The organism is Defluviitalea phaphyphila (assembly GCF_001466305.1).
GTDB classification, from domain to species: Bacteria; Bacillota; Clostridia; order Lachnospirales; family Defluviitaleaceae; genus Defluviitalea_A; species Defluviitalea_A phaphyphila.
The window spans coordinates 157,810-179,187 of record NZ_JWID01000002.1 but is presented as its reverse complement, the minus strand read 5'-3'; the positions used below and the strand labels follow the sequence as shown (position 1 = coordinate 179,187).

Genomic DNA, 21,378 nt, shown 5'->3' with positions numbered 1-21,378 from the left:
GCTAGTCCTATAAACAAATCATATTCTTCTACAAAATATAAAATTTTGCATAAAAAAAATCATATGAACTTAATGTTCACATGACTTTTATATTCCCGTATGACCAAATCCACCATCATTTCTTTTAGTGTCTTTTAATTCTTCTACTAAAACCCATTTTACCTGTTCTATCTTATTAATTACCATTTGGGCAATTCTGTCCCCTCTTTTAATAATAAAATCTTCTTCTCCAAAGTTAATCATTATTACCTTTATTTCTCCTCTATAATCTGCATCAATAGTTCCTGGACTATTTACCAAAGTAATTCCTTTAAGCGCTAATCCACTTCTAGGACGAATTTGTGCTTCATATCCTTTAGGAAGTTCAATATGAATACCTGTAGGTATTAACTTTATTTTACCTGCTTTAAGTATTTCTTGTTTTTCTATATTTGCATACAGGTCCATACCTACAGACCCACTAGTCATATATTTAGGGAGAGGAATATCTTCTGCTCCCTTAGATTTTTTTATTTTTACTTTTAATTCATAAGACATATATCTTTAATCTCCTTAAGATTAATATTATCTAAATTCCCTACAATAGATAAACTTATATTAGAAAAATCAAATATTTTTTCAATTAATATCTCTATTTTTTCTTGGGTTACTTCATCTAGCTTTTCAATAATTTCATCAGGAGTTCTGATTTTATTTAACATTAATTGTGACTTTCCTAAAGAAGACATACGACTATTAGTACTTTCTAATCCCATAATATAATTACTTTTTAATTGTTCTTTAGTTTTTATTAAATCCTGCTTAGGAATTTTATTAGATTTTAAATTTTCTATTTCTTTTATAATTAAGTTAATTACTTCTATTACTTGAGAAGGATTCATTCCAGCATAAATAGTAAAAAGTCCTGTATCTTTATAATTAGTTGGATAAGAGTAAACAGAATATGCTAATCCTCTATCCTCTCTAATTTTTTGAAAAAGTCTAGAACTCATTCCTCCTCCAAATATAGTATTAAGAGTTATTAAATTATATATATCTTTTGAATCTGAAGCAATTCCTGGAAAACTTAAGCATAAATGAACTTGTTCTATATCTTTAAATTTAGTAACTAACTTGGATTGATATTTAGGTATTGTATATACATAGTCATCTTTTTGAAATGTATTCCAATTTATAAATTTTTCTTCAATTTTATTTATTATTTCGTCGTATTCAAAATTCCCTGCAACTGCTATAACTGTATTTTCAGGGCGATATCTTTTATTTAAAAAAGTTTTTAAAGTTTTATTATTAAAAGACATTATTGTATCTTTTGTTCCTAAAATTGGTTCTCCTAAAGGATCTTTTTCCCATACAGCTTTTTGCATTAGATCATGAACAAGTTCTTCTGGAGAATCTTCGTACATATTTATTTCTTCTATAATAACTCCTTTTTCTTTTTCAATTTCTTTTTCATCAAAAATTGAATTAAAAAACATATCAGTTAATATATCTAATGCTTGATTGATATGATTATCTAAAGTTCTAAAATAATAACAGGTGTATTCTTTAGTAGTATAAGCATTAAGTTGTCCTCCTATGGCGTCCATTTCTTCAGCAATTTGTTTGCTATTTCTGTTTTTAGTTCCTTTAAATAACATATGTTCTATAAAATGAGAAATTCCATTTTCATTAGCTTTTTCATGTCTTGAACCATTGTAAACCCAAATTCCTAAAGCAATTGAACGCACAAAAGGAAGTTTCTCTGCTACAATAGTAACTCCATTAGATAATCTTTTTAGTTTGAACATAAACGTTCTCCTTTTATTTTTGTTTACTTAAGATTGTTCTTTATTTTCAGGTTTAGGAAGAGTATCTTTTCTTGATAAATTTATACGCCCTTGTCTATCTATATCTAATACTTTAACTAATATTTCATCCCCTACTTTAACAATATCTTCTACATTTTTAACATGTTCATGGGCAAGTTTAGAAATGTGTACAAGTCCTTCTTTCCCCGGAGCAATTTCTACAAAAGCACCAAAATTCATAATTCTAGTTACTTTTCCTAAATAGATTTCTCCTGGTTCAATTTCCTTTGCAATTCCTTCTATCATAGATAAAGCTTTTTTAGCTTTATCAGAATCTTTTCCACATATAAATATACGTCCATCGTCTTCAATATCTATTTTTACTCCCGTTTCATCAATAATTTTATTTATTGTTTTTCCTCTAGGTCCTATAACTTCACTAATCTTTTCAGGATCAATATGAGTTGTTATAATTTGTGGAGCATAAGGTGAAAGATTAGGTCTTGGTTTATCAATAACTTTTAACATTACTTCATCTAATATATATGTTCTAGCTCTTTTAGTTTGTTGTAATGCTTTTTGTATAATTTCTTTTGTTAATCCTTGAATTTTTATATCCATTTGTATAGCTGTTATTCCTTTATGAGTTCCGGCTACTTTAAAATCCATATCTCCAAAAAAGTCTTCTAGACCTTGTATATCTGTAAGTAAAACAAAGTCTTCATCATTATCTCCTGTTACAAGTCCTACTGAAATCCCTGCAACTGGAGCTTTAATAGGAACTCCTGCAGCCATTAAGGACAAAGTACTACCACAAACACTCGCTTGAGAAGTTGACCCATTAGAACTTAATACTTCGGAAACTAATCTAATAGCATAAGGAAATTCTTCTTCACTTGGAATAACTGGAAGTAATGCTCTTTCTGCTAAAGCACCATGTCCTATTTCTCTTCTCCCTGGTCCTCTTGAAGGTTTAGTTTCTCCTACTGAAAAAGATGGGAAATTATAATGATGCATATATCTCTTTATGTCTTCTAGGGCATCTAATCCATCTAATATTTGTACATCCCCCATGGCTCCTAAAGTTGTTACTGTCAAAACTTGAGTTTGTCCTCTTTTAAATATAGCTGATCCATGAGTTCTTGGAAGGACATCTATTTCTGCCGATAAAGGTCTTATTTCTTCTAAAGCTCTCCCATCAGGACGTTTATGCTTTCTTAAAATCATTTTTCTTACAACTTCTTTTTCAAATTTATAAATTGCTTCATTAACGTATGGTTCATATTCACTATTATGTTCTGCGAAATAGGCATTAACCTTTTCTGTAAGCTCTTTTATTTGCTCTTCTCTATGCTGCTTATCATCAGTAAATACAGCTTTTTCCATTTCTTCTTCTCCAATTAATTCTTTTACTGCTTCATAAACCTCTTGAGGAACTTCATGTTTTTCATAATCATGTTTTGGCTTACCACATTCTGCCACAATCTCTTCTATGAATTTTACAATTTTCTTATTCTCTTCATGTCCTCTAAAAATTGCTTCTAACATAATACTTTCTTCTATTTCATCAGCTCCAGCCTCTATCATCATTACCTTATCTTTTGTAGAAGAAACCGTTAAAGAAAGTTTACTAACTTCCCGTTGAGCTGAAGTAGGATTAATTACTATTTCTCCATCAACATATCCTACATTTACAGATCCTGTAGGCCCATTAAATGGAATATCTGAAATTGATAATGCAATAGAAGAACCTATCATGGCTGTAATTTCTGGACTACAGTCTTGGTCTACAGAAAGTACTGTAGCTACAACAGAAACATCATTCCTATAATCTTTAGGGAATAATGGTCTTATAGGCCTATCTATAACCCTAGATGTAAGAATTGCTTTTTCAGTTGGTTTACCTTCTCTTTTTATAAATCCTCCTGGAATTTTCCCTACTGCATATAATCTTTCTTCATAATCCACACTTAATGGGAAAAAATCTACTCCTTCTCTAGGTTTTTCTGAAGCAGTTGCTGTAACTAAAATTACCGTATCTCCATATCTCACAATTGCAGCACCATTAGCAAATTCTGCAACTTTTCCTATTTCAACAGAAAGCTTACGTCCTCCCAAATCTGTTGAAAAGGTTTTTACTTTATCCGTCATAAAACCATTTCTCCTTCCTTGAATTAATCTTATGTATATTTATTATTTTAAATTATATCTATGTTTATGAAAATTATTTTTTGAAATAATATCTAAAATTGCTAAAATAATAGAGCGGATTCCTCCGCTCTATATACTTTATTTTCTTATACCAAGCTCTGAAATAATTTTACGATATCTTTCAATATCTTTTTTCATAAGATAATTTAATAAACCTCTTCTTTGTCCTACCATTTTAAGAAGTCCTCTTCTTGAATGGTGGTCTTTTTTATGAACTTTCAAATGTTCTGTTAAATGATTAATTCTTTCTGTTAAAAGAGCAATTTGTACTTCTGGAGAACCTGTATCATTTTCAGTTCTTCCATACTTTTTAATAATTTCTTGTTTTCTAGCTTTGTCCATTTTATTATCCTCCTTTATTTATTAACCCCTTTTGCTAAGAATAGGTCGGAGTCCCCTAACTCTGAGCAAAGGTTTAATACAAAATGTATTATATCATTACAGTTCTTTTCTGTAAACCATATTTATTAAATTAATTATTACAATTCTTAAAATATAACTTTGCTATATTTACATCTTTCTTTAATTGCTCAACTAATTTATCTATACTTTCAAATTTTTGTTCTTTTCTAACCCATTTATAAAATTCTACTTCTATCATTTCTCCATAAATATCTTTGTTAAAATCTATTATATAAGTTTCAATATTCTTATTTTTTCCATTTACAGTAGGATTATACCCAATATTAGTAACACTATAAAAATTTTTATTATTCCATTTTGTTCTTGTTATATATACTCCATTAGGAGGATATATCCTTTCCTCTTGTGAAGATATATTTACAGTAGGATATCCTAAAATTCGTCCTAATTTTTTACCTTCTATAACATTACCAGAAATAACATATGGACTTCCTAAAAGTTCATTTACTTTTTGTATATTACCATTTAATAATTCTTTTCTTATCCTACTACTACTAATAATTTTATTATCTTTTAAAACATGGCTAATTTCAATAACAGATATTCCCCATTTTTTTTCTCTTTCTTTTAAAAATTGAACATTTCCTTCTTGTTTCCTTCCAAATCTATTATTAGAACCAATTACAATAACCTTTGTTTTAAGTTGTTTTATAAGAATATCTTTTACAAATTCTTCAGGAGAAATATTGGCAAATTCCTTAGTAAAGGGATATTCTATATAAATATCTATTCCCATATTTTCTAATTTTTTTTTCTTTTCATTTCTTGAAAAAATCATACCTTGAAAATTATTTTTTTTAATTACTAATTGTGGATGTGGATAAAATGAAAAAACAACTGACTGATAACCCCTTTTTTTACTTTCTTTTTTTACTGTTTCTATTAATTTTCTGTGTCCTAAATGGATACCATCAAAATTACCTAAAGTAACTACACTAAATTTATTCTGATATATACTTGAATCTGATATATATTTCATTATAAAACTCCTTACAAAAATAACTTCATAGGTTTTAGGTAATAACTTTCTCCTTGTACTATAACTTTATAAATTCCAATAAATTTTTCTGAATAATCATATACTCTGACTATTTCTTCAGGAGTCAATTTTTTTACACTATATTCAATATAATTAAATTTTATTTTATTACCATTTTTTAATATTTTTTCTCCTTCTGATTTTATCTTTACCAAGGAATATTGAGAAAATATTTCTTCTATTTTTATAATATATTTATCTAATTTTTTATCTTTTACTATTTCTTTTAGTTCATTTAATTTAATACTATTATCTATATTAAACATACCTACTTGGGTACGTATTAAACTTTTCATATGGGCTCCAAACCCCAAGGCATTTCCAATATCTTCACACAAAGTTCTAATATAAGTTCCTTTAGAACATTCTACATCGATTTCTATTTCATCTTTAGAAATAAATGAAGTAATATTTATATTATATATATATACTTTTCTTGGTTTTCTATCAATAACTTTCCCTTGCCTTGCTAATTCATATAATTTTTTTCCCTTAACTTTTATTGCTGAATACATAGGAGGTATTTGATTATACTCTCCTATAAAAGATTTAACTATATTTTCTACCTTATTTTTGTCTAAATCTACAGAAGTTGATTTTATAATTTCTCCTGTACTATCTCCAGTAGAAGTTGTTATTCCAAATTTTACAACTGATAAATATCTTTTCTTTTTATCTGTTAAATATTCTACAGTTTTTGTAGCTTTACCTATACAAATCGGTAAAACACCTTCTGCTTCTGGGTCTAATGTCCCTGTATGTCCTACCTTTTTTTGATTTAATATTTTTCTAATAATTGCTACAACATCATGAGATGTATATCCTTTTTCTTTATAAATATTTAAAATCCCGTCCAAATTTATTACTCCTTAAAATAATTCTTCTTGTATTTTTTTTAATATTTCTTTTTTAACTGCTTCTAGATTTTTATTTATTGTACAACCGGAGGCATTTTTATGCCCTCCTCCATTAAACATCTTTGCAATTTTAGAAACATCTTTATCTCCTACAGACCTAAAACTTACTTTTATTTCATTTTTATCTTTTTCATAAATTAGAACAGAAACTAAAACGCCTTCTATATTTTGCATTGATGCAATAATCCCATCTACATCATCTATAGTTGCTCCTAAACTTTCCATCTCTTTTTTACTCAAATCACAAAAACAAAGTTTATCATTTTCTAGAAGTTCTATTTTACTTAATGCTAATCCTAATAATCTAGAAGATGTTAAAGAACGAGAATAAAATAATTTGTTCATAATATAGGTGAAATTTACTTTGTATTTTAGTAGATCGGAAATTACTTCATGAGTAAATGAAGTTGTAGAACTATGTTTAAATCCTCCAGTATCAAATGCTATTCCTGTATATAAAGAACTTGCTATTTTATCATCAAAGGGAATCTCACAAGATTTAATTACTTCGTAAATAATTTCACAAGTGGAAGAAGCTTCTTTTTTTACTTCATTATAATGCCCATATTTAGTATTAGTAATATGATGATCAATATTTATCGTTATAGGAGCTTTTCTAAAATACGAAATATAATCTCCCAACCTTTCCAAATCTCCACAATCTAATGTAATAAAAAGTTCTAAAGGCTCATCATTAATATATTCTTTATGAATATATTCTCTTCCATGTAAAAAATTATATTTTTCTGGATATTCATCCATAAGTATAACAGGATTTTTACCTATCTTAGAAAGGGCTAAAGCCAAAGCAGTACATGCTCCAATGGCATCTCCATCGGGATTAACATGAGCTGCTAAGACAATATTATTATATTTTTTAATCTGTTCTATTATATTTGAATTAATCATTTAGATTCATCTCCACTATTTTTAACATTATCTATAATTTTTGAAAGATGTATCCCATATTCAATTGAATCATCTATTTTAAATATAAGCTCTGGAGTATTCCTTAAATTAATTCTTCTTGCAATTTCTCTTCTAATAAATCCTCCTGCACTTTTTAGCCCTTCTAGAACAGCTTCTTTCTGTTCATCATTACCTAATACGCTAATATATATTTTAGAATATTTTAAATCATTAGTAGTATTTACACTAACAACACTTACCATAACTTGATTAATTCTTGGGTCCTTTAAATCTTGACGAATAATATCACTTAATTCTCTTTTTATTTCTTCATTAATTCTTATCATTCTTGATCCTTTTGGCATAATATCACCTACATCCTAGAAATTTCCTCCATAATAAAGGCTTCTACAATATCTCCTTCTTTTATATCATTAAATTTTTCAAAACTCAATCCACATTCATATCCACTATTTACTTCTTTTACGTCATCTTTAAATCTTTTTAAAGAACTAAGTTGACCTTCATATACAACTATACCATTTCTAATAATACGAACTTTAGCATTTCGAATTAACTTTCCATCTTGTACATATGCTCCACCAATAGTTCCAACTCCTGAAATTTTAAAAGTTTGACGAATTTCTGCATGACCTATTACTTTTTCCTTAAATTCTGGTTCTAACATTCCTTTCATAGCTGCTTCTATATCTTCTATGGCATTATAAATAACACGATATAGTCTAATATCTACTTTTTCAGCCTCTGCTACAGATTTTGCACCTGCTTCTGGACGTACATTAAATCCAATTATTATTGCATTTGATGCTGAAGCTAACATAACATCTGATTCTGTAATAGCTCCAACTCCTCCATGAATTGTTTGAATCCTTACTTCATCATTCGACAAACGCTCTACACTTTGTCTTACTGCTTCGACAGAACCTTGAACATCTGCTTTTATAACAACATTTAGTTGTTTTACATTACCAGATTGTATTTGATTAAATAAATCATCTAAAGAAACTTTATTAGGCGTTGCTTTTAAAGATTTTTCTCTTTCTTTTTCAGCTAACATATTAGCAATTTGACGAGCTTGTTTATCACTTTCAGCAACATAAAATCTATCTCCTGCAAAAGGAACTTCTGATAAGCCAAGAATTTCTACTGGTGTAGAAGGTCCGGCTTTTTTTACACGACGTCCCTTATCATCCATCATAGCACGAATTCTCCCAAAAGCTGCTCCTGCTACAATAGGATCTCCTACTTTTAAAGTACCACTTTGAACAAGTACAGTTGCTACAGGGCCTCTTCCTTTATCAAGTTGTGCTTCTATTATTGTTCCCTTTGCTCTTTTATTTGGATTCGCCTTTAACTCTTCCATTTCTGCTACTAATAAAACCATTTCTAATAAAGTATCTAAATTAGTTTTTTGAACAGCAGAAACTGGAACACAAATTGTATCTCCTCCCCAATCTTCTGCAATAAGTCCATGATCTGCTAACTCTTGCTTTACTCTATCAGGATTTGCTCCTGGTTTATCTATTTTATTAATTGCTACAATAATTTGAACATTTGCTGCCTTAGCATGATTGATAGCTTCTATTGTTTGAGGCATAACACCATCATCTGCTGCTACAACTAATATCGCTATATCTGTTACTTGAGCTCCTCTCATTCTCATAGCTGTAAATGCTTCATGTCCTGGAGTATCAAGAAAAGTAATTTTTTTGCCAGATATTTCTATAGTTGAAGCTCCTATATGTTGAGTAATTCCTCCAGCTTCTTTTTCTGTAACATTACTTTTTCTAATAGCATCTAATAAAGAGGTTTTTCCATGATCAACATGTCCCATTACAACAACTACCGGTGGCCTTTCTACAAGGTCTTCTGGATTATCTGGCTCTTCTTTAAATATTTCTTCTAATAATTCTTTTTCCTCTTCCTTTTCAACTAAAATTCCATATTCTTCTGCAATCTGAGAGGCTACTTCAAAATCAATTTCTTGATTAATCGAAGCCATTATTCCTTTCATCATAAGATCTTTTATTAACTCTGAAGGCAGCTTTTCTAGTTTATTTGCAAGTTCTTGAACACTTATTTTTTCAGGTATTTGAATGATTTTTATTTCCTCTTCTTCAATATTTTCATCTTCTTCTTTTAACTTATTTTTTGATTTTTGTTTTTTATTATTATTACTTTTTTCATTTTTTGAATTAGATTTTGTTTTAACTTTATTTTTCTTATTATTTTTATTTTTTGAATTTTGTGGTTTTTCATTATCATTAATATCTTCTTCTTTTTTATAATATTCTATAATTAAACTAGTTTCATCATCTTCTAATGTACTCATATGACTATGTACATTAATTCCAAATTCTTTTAACTTTTCTATTAATTCTTTACTACTTATATTTAGCTGTTTTGCTATTTCATATACTCTCATTTTTGACAAATACTACACCTCCAATAATTTACATCTTTTCTTTCTCTAGTAATTCTTTTAATTTAACATAAAAATTTTCATCTAATACTACTAAAGAAGCCCTTTGTCTTTTCCCTATAATTTTACCTAATTTTTCTTTAGACCCAAATTCATATATAGGAATATTTCTATAATTACATTTATCTTTAAATAATTTTTTAGTATTAGCAGAAGCGTCTTCTGCAATAATAACCATTTTTGCTTTTCCATTTTTTATTGCTTGCTCACATTTAAATTCTCCTGATAAAAGTTTTCCAGCTTTTTGACATAAGCTTATCATAGAAAAAATAGAATTATTCATTTTTCTTCCTCAACTCGCTTCTTAAATCATCATATATTTCTTTAGGAACTGCTACTTTAAATGATCTTTCTAATCCTTTAAGCTTTTGAGCCTTTATTAAACAATCTTCATTAGGACATATATATGCCCCTCTTCCTGGTTTTTTACCAGTAAAATCTAATGAAAATTCTCCTTCTTTATTCCTTACAATTCTTATTAATTCTTTTTTATTTTTCATTTCTTGACAACCAGTACATTTTCTAAGAGGAATTTTTCTTTTTTTCATATATTCACTCCCCTAAAATTCATTATTAATTTTCTTCATTATTTTCATATTCTTCAATAAGTCCTATTTTTTTAGCTTGAGACTCACTTTTTATATCTATTTTCCATCCTGTTAATTTAGCAGCTAATCTAGCATTTTGACCTTCCTTACCAATAGCTAAAGATAATTGATAATCTGGAACTACTACTTTTGCACTTTTATCTTCTTCATTTATAAATACTTTTAATACATTTGATGGACTTAATGCAGCTGCAATATATTTTTCAGGCTCTTCACTCCATTGAATAATATCTATTTTTTCTCCTCTAAGCTCATTTACAATAACATTTACTCTCTGCCCATTTTGTCCTACACAAGCTCCTACTGGGTCCACTTCTTCATCATTAGAATGAACTGCTATTTTAGTTCTAAAACCGGCTTCTCTTGAAATGCTTTTTATTTCAACTATTCCTTCATACACTTCAGGAACTTCTTGTTCAAATAATCTTTTTACAAGTTCTGGATGAGTTCTGGACACGTATATTTGAGGTCCTTTTGTTGTTTGTCTAACTTCCAGTATATAAACTTTTATTCGAGTATTAAAATTATATTCCTCTCCTGGAATTTGCTCAGTTGGGGGTAAAATAGCTTCTGTTTTTCCTAAATTAATCATAATATTTTTTCTTTCTTTCCTCTGTATAATACCTGTAACTATATCTTTTTCTTTAGTAATATATTGATTATATATTATTTCACGTTCTGCTTCTCTTATTCTTTGAACTACGACTTGCTTTGCTGTTTGAGCCGCAATCCTTCCAAAATTTTTAGGTGTTACTTCAATATCTACAATATCTCCTATAGTATAATTCCCATTTAAATTTTTAGCTTCTTCTATGGAAATTTGCAATGCTTCATTATCTACTTTTTCTACAACTTCTTTTTTAGCATAAACTGCCACATCTCCATTTTCTCTATCAATTGATACCCTTATGTTTTGCGAAGTTCCAAAATTTTTTTTACATGCTGAAACTAAAGATGTTTCAATTGCTTCTATAAGTAATTCTTTGTCTATTCCTTTTTCTTTTTCTAATTGCTCTAAGGCACCGATGAATTCGGCGTTCATTTTTTTACCTCCTATATTAAAATAAAATTGCTAATCTAATGATGGCAATATCATTTCTATCAAAAGCTAATTCTTGCCCATCTTCATCTATTATTTTTACTATATTATTTTCTAGTCCTTTAAGTTCTCCTCTATATTCTTTCTTTTTATTAACAGCTTTGTACAATTTGACATCTACAACTTGCCCTTTAAATTTCTCAAAGTCTGATTCTTTTTTTAAAGGACGATCTAATCCTGGAGAACTTACTTCTAAAATATAAGAATCTTTAATAGGGTCTTCTTCATCTAATTTTTTTTCTAAAGACCTTGATACTAACTCACAATCATCAATCGTAATTCCTCCTTCTTTATCAATAAAAATTCTAAGATACCAATTAGATCCTTCTTTTACGTATTCTACGTCAACTAATTCAAATTTATATTCTTCTATAATAGGTGCTAAATAAGCTTCTACTAATTGCTCAATCTTTTTTTTAGCCATTTAATCATCCTCTCTCTTAACAGTTTAATAAAAAAATCTCCCTTTTTTATTTTGACCTTCCTATATAGTTTTTTTTAAAAAAATATTTCATATACATTTAAAATTTTATTCTTATTACAATAGAAAGAGTGGGCTCTAACCCACTCTTTTATCGTTCGAAAATTTTATTTGATATCTCTACTATTTATGATTATAACATTACCAGTAAAGAATTGCAAGTTAAAAAGTATTTTTCTTAAGTTTAAAATAAACTTAATTGACTATTTTCTGGTATTCCATCTAAAATACCATTTTCTTTCATAACTTCTATAACAGTTTTACTAATTTTTGTCCTTTCTCTTAAATTCTCAATAGATATAAACTCTCCTTTTTTTCGTTCTTCAACAATGTTCTTAGCTGCTGTATTTCCTAATCCTTGTAAAGCATTTAAAGGTGGAAGAATTCCTTCTTCTGTAATTTGAAATTTTAAAGCTTCTGATTTATATAAATCAATAGGAACAAATTTAATTCCTCTTGCATACATCTCTAAAACAATTTCTAAAACTGTAAGTGTCCCTTTTTCTTTTGCAGTAAGTTTATTCCCTTTTTCTTCTAGTTGTTTTATGGCTAATCTAACTTTATCTACTCCCTTACACATTGAACAGTAATCAAAATCTTCTGCTCTAACAGTAAAATAAGTAACATAAAAAGCTTCTGGATAATATACTTTAAAATAAGCTATTCTAAATGCCATCATTACATAAGCTGCTGCATGAGCCTTAGGAAACATATATTTAATTTTCTTACATGATTCAATATACCATTCTGGAACTTTTGCAGCTCTCATTTCTTTTTCATCTTCAGGAGAAAGTCCTTTCCCTTTTCTAACCTTTTCCATAATTTTAAAGGCATGCTTTTTTTCTACTCCCTTAAGAATTAAATATACCATTATATCATCACGGGTAGATATAACTTCTGAAAGGGTGGCAACATTAGACCTAACTAATTCTTGTGCATTATTTAACCATACATCTGTTCCATGTGATAAGCCTGAAATTCTAATTAATTCAGCAAAAGTTTTAGGTTTTGTATCTACCAACATCTGTCGAACAAATTTCGTCCCAAATTCTGGAAGCCCAAAGGTTCCAACTTCACTACCTATATCTTCAGGTTTTACTCCTAAAGCTTCTGTAGAAGTAAATAAAGACATAGTTTTTTCATCATCCAACGGGATTTCTTGTGGATTAATTCCTGTTAAATCTTGAAGCATTCTTATAACTGTAGGATCGTCATGACCTAATATATCTAATTTTAACAATCTTCCACTAATTGAATGATAATCAAAATGTGTTGTTATTGTCGTTGAATTTACATCATTAGCGGGTCTTTGAACAGGACAAAATTCATATATCTCATGATCTCTTGGAACAACCATAAGTCCTCCTGGATGCTGTCCAGTTGTTCTTTTTATTCCAGTACATCCCTTAACAAGACGATTTATTTCTGCATTCCTTACAATTTCTCCTTTGCTTTCTAAATATTTTTTTACAAATCCATAAGCTGTTTTTTCAGCTAAAGTACCTATAGTACCTGCTCTAAATACATGCCCTTTCCCAAAAAGTTCTTCTGTATATTCATGAGCTCTAGGTTGATAATCTCCTGAAAAATTAAGGTCAATATCAGGTTCTTTATCTCCATCAAATCCTAAAAAAGTTTCAAAAGGTATATCATGTCCATCTTTATTCATCTTACTTCCACACTTAGGACAATTTTTATCAGGCATATCACATCCTGATCCTCCAGCAAACTGTTTTACAGTCTCAGAATCAAAATCAGAATATTTACAATTAGGACAAACATAGTGTGGAGGAAGAGGGTTAACCTCTGTAATAGATGCCATAGTTGCTACGAAAGAAGATCCAACAGAACCCCTTGACCCAACTAAATATCCATCTTCTAATGATTTCCAAACTAACTTTTGTGCAATAATATACAAAACAGCAAAACCATTTTTAATAATAGAATTTAGTTCTTTATCTAATCTTTCTTGTACTGGAGTTGGAAGTGGATCTCCATAGATTGATTTTGCTTTTTCCATAGTAATTCTTGTAAGTTCTTCTTCGGCTCCATCAATTTTAGGTGGAAAAGTTTCATCTGGAATAGGTTTAATAGTATCTATCATTTTTTCGATTTTATTTGTATTTTTGATAACTACTTCTTTAGCTTTTTCTTCTCCTAAATATTCAAATTCTTTAAGCATTTCTTCCGTTGTTCTTAAATATAGGGGAGCTTGTTTATCTGCATCTGCAAATCCTTGACCTGCCATAATAATTCTTCTAAATACTTCATCTTCTGGATCTATAAAATGGACATCGCAAGTTGCAACTACTAATTTATTTAATTCTTCTCCTAAATTTACAATATACTTATTAATATTTTTTAATTCTTCTATAGAATCTAATTTTCCATTATCTAATAAAAATTGGTTATTTCCTAACGGTTGAATTTCTAAGTAATCATAAAATGAAGCTATTTCTTTTATTTCATTTTCAGGTTTATTTTCTAATATAGCTCTATATAATTCTCCAGCCTCACAAGCACTTCCTATAATTAATCCTTCTTTATATTTTAAATATAAGCTTTTTGAAATTCTTGGTTTTTTATGAAAATAATCTATATGTGATTTTGATACTAATTTATATAAATTTATTAAACCTGTATGATTTTTTACTAATATTATTGCGTGATATGTTTTTAATTTTTTTATATCAATAGATTCACTGGCTAAAGCATTAATTTGATTTATATTATCAACTTTTCTTTCGGAAAGTATTTCCATACATTTTATAAAAATTTCAGCTGTAGCTTTTGCATCATCTACTGCCCTATGATGATTTTCTAAAGAAATATTTAAATGTTTAGCGATAATATTTAACTTATGTTTTTTTAAAGTTGGAAATAATAATCTACTTAATTCAAGAGTATCTAATACTGTATTTTTAAAATCCTTAGAATATAAATTGCTAAAATATCTTATAAATCCAACATCAAAATTAGCATTGTGAGCAACTACTACACTATCTTCTACAAAATCTAAAAATTCTACTAATGCTTCTTCTATTTTAGGAGCATTAGCTACCATTTCGTCTGTTATTCCCGTTAATTCTTGAATATTTTGAGGAATTGGTATTTCAGGATTCACAAATGTACTATAATAATCTACAATTTTTCTGTTTTTTATTTTTACAGCACCTATTTCTGTTATTCTATCTTTACCAGCTTTTAATCCTGTAGTTTCAATATCAAATACTACAAACGTATCATTTAAACTTTGATTTCTAGGAGATTGCACTATAGCTTTTAAATCATCTACTAAATAAGCTTCTATACCATAAATAATTTTTATTCCATATTTTTTACTTGCCATAGCAGCATCAGGATAAGCTTGTACAACTCCATGGTCTGTAATTGCAATAGCAGAATGTCCCCATTCTGCTGCTCTTTTAACTAAAGAATCAACAGAAGAAATTCCATCCATACTACTCATTTGTGTATGAACATGAAGCTCTACTCTTTTTTCTGACGCATTATCCATTCTAATTTTAGAATTTTGCTTTTTATTTATGTCTTTCCCAATAATAACTATTTCTCTTGAATAAGGATCAAACTGTACAAACCCTCTAACTTTAACATATATATCTTTTTTTAATTTATCTTTAATGTTTGATATAAATTGTTCTTTTTTTAAAAACATTTTAACTGTAATAGAATCTTTATAATCAGTAACATCAAAAGTAACTATATATTTACCATTTTTAGTTTCTTTAATATCAAGTGCAATAATACATCCTTCTATAATTGCTTCTCCTATCTCTTCTGAAATTTCTTTTATATCTATTGAAGAGGACTTTATTTCTTTTCCTATAATAATAGGATTATCTTCTTTATCTTTTTTCTTTTCTTTATCTTCTTTGTTGTTTTTAATTTCATTAGATATATTTAATGCTATTTCTTTTACTACTTCTTGTTCCTTAGAAAATAAATTTTTTTCGTATATTTCTTTTTCTTTCACAGATACTTCTTCTGCTTGCAATAAAACTTCCATATTTATTCCTAATTGTTCTTTTAACATATTTTGAATGCATTGGTCTACTTTCTTTTTTTTAAGATATAAAAATTGATAATTATTTACTGATATTATCAAATTATTATCTTTATCAACTTTCCAAGGGCATTCTTTTAAAATTCCTGAACAAATAGGATTTTCATCATGAATAGCATGAAGTATATTATCCCAATATAAATACATTAATTTTTTTGGAGACTGATTCTTTAATAAATTAAATTTAGTTTTTATTAAAACTTTATTAATTCCTGGAAATTGGTTTTTTATTTGAATACTTAATTTGTTTAAAACTTCTTGATGAATAATAGCATTATTAGATAAAGTTATTTCTATTTTTCTTAATTTAGTAAATATCTTTATATTAGTTATCATGGCTTCTTTTAATAATTCTTTTATAGAATTATCCATATATACGTTCGGGAATACTTTTAGAAAACTCTGACAGTTTTCATTTTGATGCATTGAAAAGCCCCCTATATTTAATTTATTTATAATTTATCAATTTCTTCTAAAAGTACATCTAATAATTGTTCCTCTGGTACTTTTTTTATAATTTTCCCTTTTTTAAATATTAATCCTACTCCTTTACCACCAGCAATTCCTATATCTGCTTCTTTAGCCTCTCCTGGCCCGTTTACAGCACATCCCATTATTGCTACTTTTATTTTTTTATCTTTATTGGCACACTTTTTTTCAACTTCATTTGCTAAAGATATTAAATCTATTTCTGTTCTTCCACAAGTAGGACAAGATATAAATTCTATTCCGAAATTTCTAAGATTAAGAGCTTTTAAGATTTCTTTCCCCACTTTTACTTCTTCAATTGGGTCTCCTGTAAGAGATACCCTAATAGTGTCTCCTATTCCCCTAGATAAAATAGCTCCTATTCCCACTGCTGATTTAATTGTACCACTCCATAATGTTCCTGCTTCTGTAATTCCTATATGAAGAGGATAGTCCATTTCTTTCGAAAATTGTTCATAAGCTTTTAAGGATAATAATACATTAGAAGATTTAATAGATACAACAATATCGCTAAAATCCATTTCTTCTAATAAATAAATATGTTTTTTTGCACTTTCTACTAAAGCTTCTGCCGTAACTCCACCATATTTTTTTAATAAATCTTTTTCTAAGGAACCAGAATTTACTCCTATTCTAATTGGTATATTACGTTCTTTTACAGCTTTAACAACTTCTCTAATTTTTTCTTTTCCTCCAATATTTCCAGGATTAATCCTTATCTTATCTATTCCATTTTTTACACAAACCAATGCTAAACGATAATCAAAATGAATGTCTGCAACTAAAGGAATATTAATTTGTCTTTTAATTTCTTTAACTGCATTAGCTGCTTCCATATCTGGAATAGCAACCCTAATTATTTCGCATCCTACTTTTTCTAATGCATGAATTTGCTTTACAGTTTCTTTAACATTCCTTGTATCCGTATTACACATAGATTGGACAACAATGGGATGCCCTCCTCCTATTGGAACATCCCCAACAAAAACTGTCTTTGACTTCATTTATTTCCTCCGTTCTTATGCTACAAGTTTTGATAAATCATTATATAAAATAAACACCATAAAAACCATTAATAATACAAATCCTATGAAATGTATTAAACCTTCTTTTTCAACACTTATAGGTTTCCCTCTTAATCCTTCAATTATTAAAAATAATAATCTTCCTCCATCTAAAGCAGGAATAGGAAGTAAATTAATAACTCCTAAATTAGCACTAATTAATGCAGCTAAATACATAACATTTTGAATTGCCATAATTATACTAGTTTTTAGCCCTATCTCATAACTTTCTCCAATCATTTCAATTACTCCAACAGGTCCTGCTATTTTATCTGCTCCTACTTGTCCTGTAATAATTTGAAAGAATCCTACAATTACAAGTTTTACAAGAAAAATTACATTCCAGAAACTTTGAGCAATACTCTCTAATATATTTTCTTTACCTTCTTTAAATTCAAAGCCTATTCCCAACATCCATCTACCAGTTTCTTCATCTAACATAGGCTTTATTTCTTTTTTAATTTTATTACCATCTCTTAATATAGTCACTTCAATTGATTGGTCTTTTGTTTTCTCTAATATATAGCTTATTTCTTCTTTAATATTAATTTTCTTTCCATCTATAGCAACTATCTTATCTCCAATTCTAATATCCGCTTGTTCTGCAGGTGTATTAGGAGCAACTTGATTAACAACGGTGGTTAGAAAACCACCAGAAATTACAAAGAAAAGTATAATTATAAACGCTAATAACAAATTCATAATAGGTCCTGCTGCTATAACAGCTATACGAGTAAGAACTGATTTATTACTGAAGGCTCTTTCATCTTGTACTCCTTCATCCTCCCCTAACATCTTACAAAATCCACCTATAGGAAAAATTCTAATAGAATATAAAGTTTCTCCATACTGTTTACTAATTAATTTAGGCCCCATTCCAATAGCAAATTCTTCTACTTTAATTCCACTCTTTTTAGCTACAATATAATGTCCAAATTCATGTATTAATACAATAATCCCAAAAACTAAAAGTGCTATTAATATATTCATATCTTCACCTACCTTTTGAAATTTCTCTTGCCCATTTATCTACTTCTAAAATATCGGATAATGTTGGAACTTTTATTATATTATGCTTTTCCATTGTTTTTTCTATAATTTTAGGAATATCTAAAAAACTTATTTCTTTTTTCAAAAATCTTTCCACTGCTATTTCATTTGCCGCATTAAGCACTGCTGGCATACTTCCTCCTATTTTAAGAGCATTATATGCTAAATCTAAACATTGGAAAGACTCTAAATTAGGATGTTCAAAAGTAAATAAATTTCTTTTAGAAAAATCAACTCTAGGCCACTTATTTTTTAAACGTTTAGGAAAAGTTAAAGCATATTGTATAGGTATTCTCATATCCGGTTCACCAATTTGAGAAATAATAGAACCATCTTCAAATTCTACCATGGAGTGAATAATGCTTTGTGGATGAATTAAAACTTCTATTTGGTCTAATTCTACTCCGAATAACCATTTAGCCTCTATAACTTCTAAGCCCTTATTCATCATAGTTGCTGAATCTATAGTTATTTTTTTCCCCATAGACCAATTAGGATGTTTTAATGCTTCTTCTAAAGTAACATTTTTAAGATCTTCAATATTTTTATTTCTAAAAGGACCTCCAGAAGCTGTTAAAATAATTCTTTCTATTTTATTTTCTTCATTCCCTTGTAAACATTGAAATATTGCTGAATGCTCACTATCTACTGGAATAATTTTTACATTGTTATTTTTAGCTTCTTCCATAATGATTTTCCCAGCTGTAACAAGGGTTTCTTTATTTGCTAAAGCAATATTTTTTTCTTTCTTTATTGCTTTAAATGTTGGAATTAAACCAACAGTCCCTACAACAGATGTAACTACTGTGTCTATTTCATCCATAGTAGCTATTTCATTTAGTCCTTCTATTCCTGATAATACTTCAACAGAATTACTTAATTTCTTTTTTAACTCATAAGCTTTTTTTTCATCCATAACTGCTACTTTTTTAGGATGAAATTCATTAATTTGTTTTTCTAATAATTCAATATTTTTATTTGTTGTTAATCCTAATACTTCTATATCTTTAAGATTTCTAATTACATCTAAAGTCTGAGTTCCTATAGAACCTGTAGAACCTAATATAGATATTTTTTTCAAGTTATTCACCTCATCTAATTTTAAAAGCAATATTAAAATAAAAATTTATATAATATTATCAAATAATATACTAAAGGAGCTGTAAATAAAATACTGTCAAATCTATCTAAAACGCCACCATGACCTGGAAATAAATTCCCATAATCTTTTATTTTTACATATCTCTTAATTGATGAAGCTGTTAAATCTCCTAATTGTGAAGCTACTGCTCCAATTCCACCTATTATTGCACACATAATAGGAAAATTTGATATAGGAATATACTCAAAATATATACATATATGCCCATATATAAAAGATAAAAGTGCCCCGCCTATAACTCCTCCTAATGACCCTTCTATAGTTTTATTAGGACTTAATTCAGGAGAAAGTTTATGTTTTCCTATAGATAATCCTGTAAAATATGCTGCTGTATCACTACCCCAAGCACTTATAAAAATTAACCATACAAAAAATTCTCCATGTAATGTATATTCTCTAACTTGAATAATAAAAAATAATAAAATACATACATAAACAAATCCTATAAATGTAACCCCTACGTCTATAATATTATATTTTTTATGAAAAAATATAATACTTAAAAATAAGGAGAATAAAAAACATATGAAAAATATAAAATACAATTGAGTATTAGGAAATATAAAAAATATAAAAATTAAAGCAAAAAAATATCCAACAAATTTTATAGTATTAACCTTTATATCCATAGCTTTATAAAATTCATACATTCCTACTATGGAAATAAATCCTAAAGATATCTTTAATACCTCTCCTCCTAAAATTACTATACCCAAAAGTAAAGGAATACCTATTATGGATGTTATTATTCGTAAACGCAATAAAATCTCCTCCGAATATTAAATTCCCCCAAAACGGCGGTTTCTTTTTTGAAATTCATATATGGCTTTATAAAAATCGTTTTCATTATAATCAGGCCATAATTTATCGCAAAAATATAATTCACTATAAGCAATTTGCCACAATAAAAAATTACTTATCCTTTGTTCTCCACTAGTACGAATTAAAAGGTCTGGATCTGGAATATCTTTAGTATCTAAGTATGTAGCAAATACATCTTTATTAATTTCATCTATATTTATTTTTGAGTCTAGAAGATCTTGTCCTATTTTTTTAATTGCTCTTATAATTTCATCATGGCCACCATAATTTAAAGCAATATGCAAATTTAATCCTGTTTTATTATAAGTTTTTATTTTTATTTTTTCAATTTGTTCTTGAATATCTTTGTCTAATTTTGTTATATCCCCTATGATATCAACTTTTATATTATTTTTATCCATATCTTTTAAATATTGTTTTAAATATTCCCTAAGTAAATTCATTAATCCACTTATTTCTTCTTTAGGTCTAGTCCAATTTTCAGTTGAAAAAGCATATACAGTTAAATGTTTTATCCCTATATCATCTGCTGCTTTTAATATCTTTTGTAATGCTTTAGCTCCTGCTTTATGTCCAAAATTTCTAGGAATATTTTTCTTTTTAGCCCATCGTCCATTTCCATCCATTATAATTGCTACATGTTTAGGTAATTTATCCAAATATATCTTTTCTTTATAATCTATATCTTTCATTCAAGCCTCCTTAAAAATTAACAAAATACCCCTCC

The 21,378-nt window shown here is 28.0% G+C and carries 19 protein-coding genes; all 19 read right to left on the bottom strand.

The features are described from left to right. Positions 1-87: 87 nt before the first annotated feature. The 19 genes from dut to OM90_RS01890 all read right to left on the bottom strand — a co-directional run bounded on the left by dut (position 88) and on the right by OM90_RS01890 (position 21,343). Positions 88-537, bottom strand: a complete 450-nt coding sequence (gene dut, locus OM90_RS01980; RefSeq protein ID WP_058485203.1) for a dUTP diphosphatase — start codon at positions 535-537, stop codon at positions 88-90. Continuing rightward, the gene (locus tag OM90_RS01975; RefSeq protein ID WP_058485202.1) at positions 522-1,790 is read right to left on the bottom strand and encodes a M16 family metallopeptidase; all 1,269 of its coding nucleotides are present in this window, start codon (positions 1,788-1,790) and stop codon (positions 522-524) included. The genes dut and OM90_RS01975 overlap by 16 nt, the downstream gene beginning before the upstream one ends. 27 nt (positions 1,791-1,817) lie before the next feature. Beyond that, positions 1,818-3,941 carry a polyribonucleotide nucleotidyltransferase gene (locus tag OM90_RS01970; protein WP_058485201.1) on the bottom strand — a complete coding sequence of 708 codons (2,124 nt, stop codon included), beginning with the start codon at positions 3,939-3,941 and terminating at the stop codon, positions 1,818-1,820. A 138-nt stretch (positions 3,942-4,079) separates the two neighbouring features. Then, the gene (gene rpsO / locus OM90_RS01965; protein ID WP_058485200.1) at positions 4,080-4,343 is read right to left on the bottom strand and encodes a 30S ribosomal protein S15; all 264 of its coding nucleotides are present in this window, start codon (positions 4,341-4,343) and stop codon (positions 4,080-4,082) included. 130 nt (positions 4,344-4,473) lie between these two features. Then, complete coding sequence (locus OM90_RS01960) at positions 4,474-5,403, bottom strand: bifunctional riboflavin kinase/FAD synthetase (RefSeq protein ID WP_058485199.1); 930 nt, start codon at positions 5,401-5,403, stop codon at positions 4,474-4,476. An 11-nt stretch (positions 5,404-5,414) separates the two neighbouring features. Beyond that, the gene (truB, locus tag OM90_RS01955; RefSeq protein ID WP_058485198.1) at positions 5,415-6,320 is read right to left on the bottom strand and encodes a tRNA pseudouridine(55) synthase TruB; all 906 of its coding nucleotides are present in this window, start codon (positions 6,318-6,320) and stop codon (positions 5,415-5,417) included. 12 nt (positions 6,321-6,332) lie between these two features. Beyond that, positions 6,333-7,289, bottom strand: a complete 957-nt coding sequence (locus tag OM90_RS01950; RefSeq protein WP_058485197.1) for a DHH family phosphoesterase — start codon at positions 7,287-7,289, stop codon at positions 6,333-6,335. Beyond that, positions 7,286-7,654: a 30S ribosome-binding factor RbfA gene (gene rbfA / locus OM90_RS01945; protein ID WP_058485196.1), complete on the bottom strand. Its 369-nt coding sequence runs from the start codon at positions 7,652-7,654 to the stop codon at positions 7,286-7,288. The genes OM90_RS01950 and rbfA overlap by 4 nt, the downstream gene beginning before the upstream one ends. 8 nt (positions 7,655-7,662) lie before the next feature. Next, positions 7,663-9,744, bottom strand: a complete 2,082-nt coding sequence (gene infB, locus OM90_RS01940) for a translation initiation factor IF-2 (RefSeq protein WP_144428519.1) — start codon at positions 9,742-9,744, stop codon at positions 7,663-7,665. Positions 9,745-9,763: 19 nt separating this feature from the next. Then, positions 9,764-10,075: a L7Ae/L30e/S12e/Gadd45 family ribosomal protein gene (locus tag OM90_RS01935; protein WP_058485195.1), complete on the bottom strand. Its 312-nt coding sequence runs from the start codon at positions 10,073-10,075 to the stop codon at positions 9,764-9,766. Then, positions 10,068-10,340 (bottom strand): RNase P modulator RnpM, encoded by a 273-nt coding sequence (gene rnpM / locus OM90_RS01930; RefSeq protein WP_058485194.1) that lies wholly within the window; start codon positions 10,338-10,340, stop codon positions 10,068-10,070. The genes OM90_RS01935 and rnpM overlap by 8 nt, the downstream gene beginning before the upstream one ends. 25 nt (positions 10,341-10,365) lie before the next feature. Next, positions 10,366-11,442: a transcription termination factor NusA gene (gene nusA, locus OM90_RS01925; RefSeq protein WP_058485193.1), complete on the bottom strand. Its 1,077-nt coding sequence runs from the start codon at positions 11,440-11,442 to the stop codon at positions 10,366-10,368. Positions 11,443-11,458: 16 nt separating this feature from the next. After that, positions 11,459-11,923 (bottom strand): ribosome maturation factor RimP, encoded by a 465-nt coding sequence (rimP, locus tag OM90_RS01920; protein ID WP_058485192.1) that lies wholly within the window; start codon positions 11,921-11,923, stop codon positions 11,459-11,461. A 241-nt stretch (positions 11,924-12,164) separates the two neighbouring features. After that, entirely contained in the window at positions 12,165-16,490 is a 4,326-nt protein-coding gene (locus OM90_RS01915; protein ID WP_084757930.1) for a PolC-type DNA polymerase III, read from the bottom strand. Positions 16,491-16,516: 26 nt separating this feature from the next. After that, positions 16,517-17,557, bottom strand: coding sequence for a flavodoxin-dependent (E)-4-hydroxy-3-methylbut-2-enyl-diphosphate synthase (gene ispG, locus OM90_RS01910; protein WP_058485191.1), 1,041 nt, complete (start codon positions 17,555-17,557; stop codon positions 16,517-16,519). Between the two features lie 15 nt (positions 17,558-17,572). Continuing rightward, positions 17,573-18,607 (bottom strand): RIP metalloprotease RseP, encoded by a 1,035-nt coding sequence (rseP, locus tag OM90_RS01905; protein ID WP_058485190.1) that lies wholly within the window; start codon positions 18,605-18,607, stop codon positions 17,573-17,575. A 4-nt stretch (positions 18,608-18,611) separates the two neighbouring features. After that, on the bottom strand, positions 18,612-19,748 hold the full coding sequence (locus tag OM90_RS01900) for a 1-deoxy-D-xylulose-5-phosphate reductoisomerase (protein WP_058485189.1): 1,137 nt from the start codon (positions 19,746-19,748) through the stop codon (positions 18,612-18,614). Positions 19,749-19,780: 32 nt separating this feature from the next. Beyond that, positions 19,781-20,590, bottom strand: coding sequence for a phosphatidate cytidylyltransferase (locus OM90_RS01895; protein ID WP_058485188.1), 810 nt, complete (start codon positions 20,588-20,590; stop codon positions 19,781-19,783). 18 nt (positions 20,591-20,608) lie between these two features. Further along, the gene (locus OM90_RS01890; protein ID WP_058485187.1) at positions 20,609-21,343 is read right to left on the bottom strand and encodes an isoprenyl transferase; all 735 of its coding nucleotides are present in this window, start codon (positions 21,341-21,343) and stop codon (positions 20,609-20,611) included. Positions 21,344-21,378: the final 35 nt, after the last annotated feature.